Annotated in this window: 11 protein-coding genes and 1 pseudogene; all 12 read left to right on the forward strand. The window is 62.9% G+C overall.

What is annotated here, in order from left to right:
• The first annotated feature begins 331 nt into the window (after nucleotides 1-331).
• The 12 genes and pseudogenes from VBE63_RS25355 (at nucleotide 332) to VBE63_RS25405 (ending at nucleotide 4276) form a co-directional block, all read left to right on the forward strand.
• Entirely contained in the window at nucleotides 332-529 is a 198-nt protein-coding gene (locus VBE63_RS25355) for a DUF433 domain-containing protein (RefSeq protein WP_323685786.1), read from the forward strand.
• A complete protein-coding gene (locus VBE63_RS25360) occupies nucleotides 483-854 on the forward strand; it encodes a DUF5615 family PIN-like protein (RefSeq protein ID WP_323685787.1) in 372 nt (123 codons plus the stop codon). Before VBE63_RS25355 ends, VBE63_RS25360 begins: the two co-directional genes overlap by 47 nt.
• A gap of 388 nt (nucleotides 855-1242) precedes the next feature.
• A pseudogene (locus VBE63_RS25365) lies at nucleotides 1243-1380 on the forward strand (hypothetical protein); the annotation flags it as partial.
• 7 nt (nucleotides 1381-1387) lie between these two features.
• Nucleotides 1388-1864: a DUF4351 domain-containing protein gene (locus VBE63_RS25370; RefSeq protein WP_323685793.1), complete on the forward strand. Its 477-nt coding sequence runs from the start codon at nucleotides 1388-1390 to the stop codon at nucleotides 1862-1864.
• A 1-nt stretch (nucleotide 1865) separates the two neighbouring features.
• The gene (locus tag VBE63_RS31625) at nucleotides 1866-2054 is read left to right on the forward strand and encodes a hypothetical protein (protein WP_416274680.1); all 189 of its coding nucleotides are present in this window, start codon (nucleotides 1866-1868) and stop codon (nucleotides 2052-2054) included.
• Nucleotides 2055-2060: 6 nt separating this feature from the next.
• Nucleotides 2061-2225, forward strand: a complete 165-nt coding sequence (locus VBE63_RS31630) for a hypothetical protein (RefSeq protein ID WP_416274682.1) — start codon at nucleotides 2061-2063, stop codon at nucleotides 2223-2225.
• Nucleotides 2226-2325: 100 nt separating this feature from the next.
• Entirely contained in the window at nucleotides 2326-2562 is a 237-nt protein-coding gene (locus VBE63_RS25380; protein ID WP_323685788.1) for a hypothetical protein, read from the forward strand.
• A gap of 138 nt (nucleotides 2563-2700) precedes the next feature.
• A complete protein-coding gene (locus VBE63_RS25385; protein WP_323685789.1) occupies nucleotides 2701-3015 on the forward strand; it encodes a UPF0175 family protein in 315 nt (104 codons plus the stop codon).
• Nucleotides 3000-3488: a hypothetical protein gene (locus tag VBE63_RS25390; protein WP_323685790.1), complete on the forward strand. Its 489-nt coding sequence runs from the start codon at nucleotides 3000-3002 to the stop codon at nucleotides 3486-3488. Before VBE63_RS25385 ends, VBE63_RS25390 begins: the two co-directional genes overlap by 16 nt.
• A 19-nt stretch (nucleotides 3489-3507) precedes the next feature.
• On the forward strand, nucleotides 3508-3780 hold the full coding sequence (locus tag VBE63_RS25395) for a hypothetical protein (protein ID WP_323685794.1): 273 nt from the start codon (nucleotides 3508-3510) through the stop codon (nucleotides 3778-3780).
• Entirely contained in the window at nucleotides 3740-3883 is a 144-nt protein-coding gene (locus VBE63_RS25400) for a hypothetical protein (RefSeq protein WP_323685791.1), read from the forward strand. Before VBE63_RS25395 ends, VBE63_RS25400 begins: the two co-directional genes overlap by 41 nt.
• A 114-nt stretch (nucleotides 3884-3997) precedes the next feature.
• Complete coding sequence (locus VBE63_RS25405) at nucleotides 3998-4276, forward strand: hypothetical protein (RefSeq protein WP_323685792.1); 279 nt, start codon at nucleotides 3998-4000, stop codon at nucleotides 4274-4276.
• Nucleotides 4277-4287: the final 11 nt, after the last annotated feature.

Below are 4287 nucleotides of genomic sequence, written 5' to 3' on the forward strand. Positions count from 1 at the left end.
TATGAACCTGGCGAACGGCGTTTGCGCCCGTTGCATGGGCAGCGCTCGGGACAAGGGAATACGCTCTACGTGCGCGATTCCGAGCGGCTGGCGGAGCGGGTCAGCACAGCGCGCTCGTTTCAGCTGGGTACTGGGGTGGCGGTCTAGGCCTGGGTCCCGGCTTCCCGGTCGGGGCGACGCACGCAGGAGGTCATGCCGGGCGTGGACAACTTGGATTCTGTCTGCAAACATCCAGCGCTCGACCTGAAGGCGGAGCTGGTGGACATCGAAACGCGCATGCCGCAAAGCGCTTCGAGCCCTGTCACACGCAACCTCGATGTGAGGAGGCATCATGAACGTTCAATTTGACCGCATCACCATCAATCCTGCGCAGATGAATGGGCAGCCTTGTATACGCGGCATGCGCTTGACTGTGCGCCGCGTCCTCGAGGCGGCCGCCTTGTATCCTGACCGAGCCGAGCTCAAACGCGAGTATCCGGAGCTTGAGGACGACGATATCCGCCAAGCGCTCGAATTCGCCGCCCATTGAGGCCTGCCACGTCGCCGACATCGGCTACAGCCGCGCCACTGACGAGACGATCACGGACCTAGCGCTTGAACTGGGACGGGTCATCGTCACCCTCGACTCGGACTTCCATCGACTCCTGGCCATCAGTGGCGCTAACGGTCCCTCGGTGATTCGCATTCGCCGTGAAGGCTTGCGCGGACCGGAGGTGGCAACCTTGATCGCCCGGATCTTGGAGCAGATCGGAGATCAGATTGAGGCCGGCGCCATGGTCACGGTCACTGAACAGCAAGTTCGGGTGCACCGCTTGCCTTTACGCCCAGTGGCATCCAGGCCATCCCGCCGCTGACCGACGATATCCGGGTCAGCGGGCCGTCTCTTTCGAAGCCCTCCTTCAAATTGCCGCGATTGCACTGGCGCATGGGCTCACGTTGGTTACGCATAACACCGACGAGTTCAGGCGTGTCCGCGGGCTGCGATTCGATGATTGGGAGTCGGTTTCCGGATGAAACTCGTCGCCACCGTTCTGACCTTCGCTGATCAAGATCGACGTGTAGGGCTATGAGACAGAGGTTCTCGCCGGCGCCGAGCGCAGGCTCGCTGCGCCAGGGCTGCTGGCCGTGATCATGGAATCGCGGCTTCGCGGCCGGGGCGACGGACGATGCGGTCATTCCGGCCGCTAAGCCGGAACCATCGATCCGGGCGCATCAGCCACGCACTCGGCTATCCTCACTGGCATGAAGACCGATCACCCGATCGACCTTTTTCTGCGCAGTGGCCCCGAGGCCTTCCGAGTGCTCACCGGTGGCCTGCGGCTTGTGGGCGCTTACAAGGTCTCGTCGGTGACCATCAAAAGCCTCGAGCGCCGCCTCGATGGCCTGGTTGCGCCTGACGGCCACGCCGGCCCGGCCTACGTGGTCGAATTTCAGGCCAGCCCGCGGCCAAGTCGGTCTACAACCGCTCGACGTAGACACCCGCGAGACATTGTCAGAGGTGTTGGAATTTTGGTTTTTTGAACGCTTCAGCGGCAAGACCGCTCAGGAGATCTGGACCATGTTGAATGTGCTGACACCGCTTGAGGAGACGAAGGCCTATCAGTCGATCTTTGCCAAGGGCAAGGCTGAGGGCAAGGCTGAGGGCAAGGCTGAGGGCAAGGCTGAGGGCAAGGCTGAGGGCAAGGCTGAGGGCAAGGCCGGAACGCTCCGCCGACAACTCACCCGTCGCTTCGGCCCGCTGCCCTCCTGGGCCGCTCAGCGCATCCGCGCGGCGTCTGAGGCGCAGCTCGATACCTGGCTGGATGACATTTTCGAGGCGACCAGCGTCAAGGATCTGCTCGGCGACGATAGCGAGCGCCAGTGAGGTGATCGCGCGCTTCGGCGATGGTGAGCAGACGTGCTCCTTCTGCTATTTGGATGACCTGATCGAAGGCTTTGTGCGGCTGATGGACAGCCCGGATGAATTGACCGGGCCGGTGAACCTCGGCAACCCCGGCGAGTTCACGATGATCGAGCTGGCTGAGGCGGTGAAGGAACTGACCGGCTCGCGCTAGCCGCTGATGCATGAGCCGCTGCCGCAGGACGACCCGCGCCAACGTCAGCCGGAGATCACGTTGGCCCGGGAACAAGGCTGGCAGCCCAAGGTGGCGCTGCGCGAGGGGTTGCGGCCGACGATTGCTTACTTCGACGCGTTGTTGCGGGGCGAATCGGCCATCGCATCATGAGTCTTTCGGCATCGCTCCAGAGCGATGTCGAAGGCTATGAGACCGAGGTCCTCGCCGGCACCGAGCGCAGGCTCGCTGCGCCGGGCTGCTGGCCGTGATCATGGAGCTGAACGGCAGCGGTGCCCGGTATGGGTTTGACGAGGATGCCTTGCATCAGTCGCTCTTGCAGCGCGGCTTTCAGACCTGTCGCTATGAACCTGGCGAACGGCGTTTGCGCCCGTTGCATGGGCAGCGCTCGGGACAAGGGAATGCGTTCTATGTGCGCGATCTGGAGCGGCTGGCGGAGCGGGTCAGTACAGCGCGCTCGTTTCGGCTGGGTACTGGGGTGGCGGTCTAGGCCTGGGTCCCGGCTTCCCGGCCGGGGCAACTGAGAAATCACAAGCTCGACACCGTAGTCTACGTGGCGTAGGCTACGCCAACCTGACCCAACGACCGGTCTCTGGGATGACAGATGCACGCCACGAATGTCAGACAATTGAAAAAGAATCCCTCTCTCGCGCTACGCCAGGCCGAAGAGTCGCCGGTGCTGGTGCTCAAAGGCGATGAGCCGAACGCGCTGATCGTGCACCTTGACGCGTCGGTTGCCGAGGGTGAGCAGTCGGTGAGACCGGCCTTGGCCGCGACACTGTTCAAAGACGGGACACTGTCTTTGGGTGGGGCCGTGCGGCTGAGTGGCATGGTCATGCAGGCGTTTATCCAGTACCTGGGTGAACTGGGTATCGATGTTGTCCGCTGCGACGAAACCACCGGGCACGACGCCGCTGACCTGGATCGATGGCTCGCGTCGTAATCGCTGACGCCGGGCCATTGATCGCATTTGCTGCAATCGATCGACTGGGTGTCCTGCGGACGCTGTTTTCCCGGGTTTGGATCACGGCATCGGTGCGCAGCGAATGCTTGGCGGTCGAGGCGCTGGACGCGCAACGGATCGCAGCATCCATCCGAGACGGCTGGCTGGCTGTCGAGGCCCGTGCACGGGGGGCGGCTCCCCTGACCCCCAGCTTAGGGCTTGGTGAAAGCGATTCGATCCGATTGGCACTCGAGGACCGGGAGCATTCACTGCTGATCATGGATGACCGACTTGCGAGGCGTTATGCGCTGCGCAAGGGGCTGAATATCGTCGGATCGGTTCGGCTGCTCGATATGGCGGAACGGCGCGGGCTGATCCAGAGCCCGGAGGCGTGCATTCGGGAGATGTCGGATTTCGGCTACCGCGTCTCCCTCGACCTCTTGGAGCAGATCCGATCCAGTAAGCGGCTTTGAACATGCCCGCGAGACCTATGTGCCGAGGGTTCTGCTCGTTGCGGACTTTGGAGAACTGAAGAAGGCCGACCGGCTCAGCCGAGACCAGGACGTGCGCGCCGCCTGGATGACCTTCTTCGAGCACTGGCGCGAGGAGACGACGATGGCTGCGATTGATCACCCCCCGATTCGCGAGGCGCTGAGCCGCATCCGCCAACTCAGCGCCGACGAGGAAGCCCGCCGGCTGGCCTTCGTGCGCGAGCGGGCGCTGCATGAACGAAGGCAAGCGCTGCGTCGAGACGCTCTGCTTTGATGACCATCGCCAGCATGGGCTGCGCATCAAGGTGGCGCTGCGTGAGGGGGTGCGGCCGACGATTGCGTATTTTGAAGGGTTGTTGTCTTCTTCGGCCGGATGAGCCGAGCAAAGCTCCTTCGTTATTCCGGTAGGGAAACCGGAATCGAGTGCAGGGATAGCAACCTCACAGCAGACATTGAGCCTCAGCACTCCACCGCCGTTCAGTAAGCAGGGAATGGGCTGGCTAGATCTCCAACGCCTCGCCACAGCCTTGGTCATGCCGCTCTCACTCGGGCTACTGCTCGGCCTCATCGGTCTGGCCTTGGCATGGCGTGCGCGTGGGCTGGGCTTGATCAACTGGTTTGGGTGCAGGTGGTGCGCGACCGAGGCGCGTCAGCGCACGCCGCACGGGCTGATGCGGGAGGCCATCACTGATCCGCCTCTCAAGCGGGCTGTGAAGACCATTCGCGAAGGCATCAGATTGCTGGTACAACAGCCGACGTGGAAGACGTGAAAGGCGAGAAC

Source organism: Lamprobacter sp., from assembly GCF_034860625.1.
In the GTDB taxonomy this organism is placed as follows: Bacteria; Pseudomonadota; Gammaproteobacteria; order Chromatiales; family Chromatiaceae; genus Lamprobacter.

Excerpts from the sequence above, each read along its gene's own strand:
- VBE63_RS25355 (WP_323685786.1), top strand. The coding sequence starts at position 332 with ATGAACGTTCAATTTGACCGCATCACCATCAATCCTGCGCAGATGAAT.
- VBE63_RS31630 (WP_416274682.1), top strand. The coding sequence starts at position 2,061 with ATGCATGAGCCGCTGCCGCAGGACGACCCGCGCCAACGTCAGCCGGAG.
- VBE63_RS25380 (WP_323685788.1), top strand. The coding sequence starts at position 2,326 with ATGGAGCTGAACGGCAGCGGTGCCCGGTATGGGTTTGACGAGGATGCC.
- VBE63_RS25390 (WP_323685790.1), top strand. The coding sequence starts at position 3,000 with ATGGCTCGCGTCGTAATCGCTGACGCCGGGCCATTGATCGCATTTGCT.
- VBE63_RS25400 (WP_323685791.1), top strand. The coding sequence starts at position 3,740 with ATGAACGAAGGCAAGCGCTGCGTCGAGACGCTCTGCTTTGATGACCAT.
- VBE63_RS25405 (WP_323685792.1), top strand. The coding sequence starts at position 3,998 with ATGGGCTGGCTAGATCTCCAACGCCTCGCCACAGCCTTGGTCATGCCG.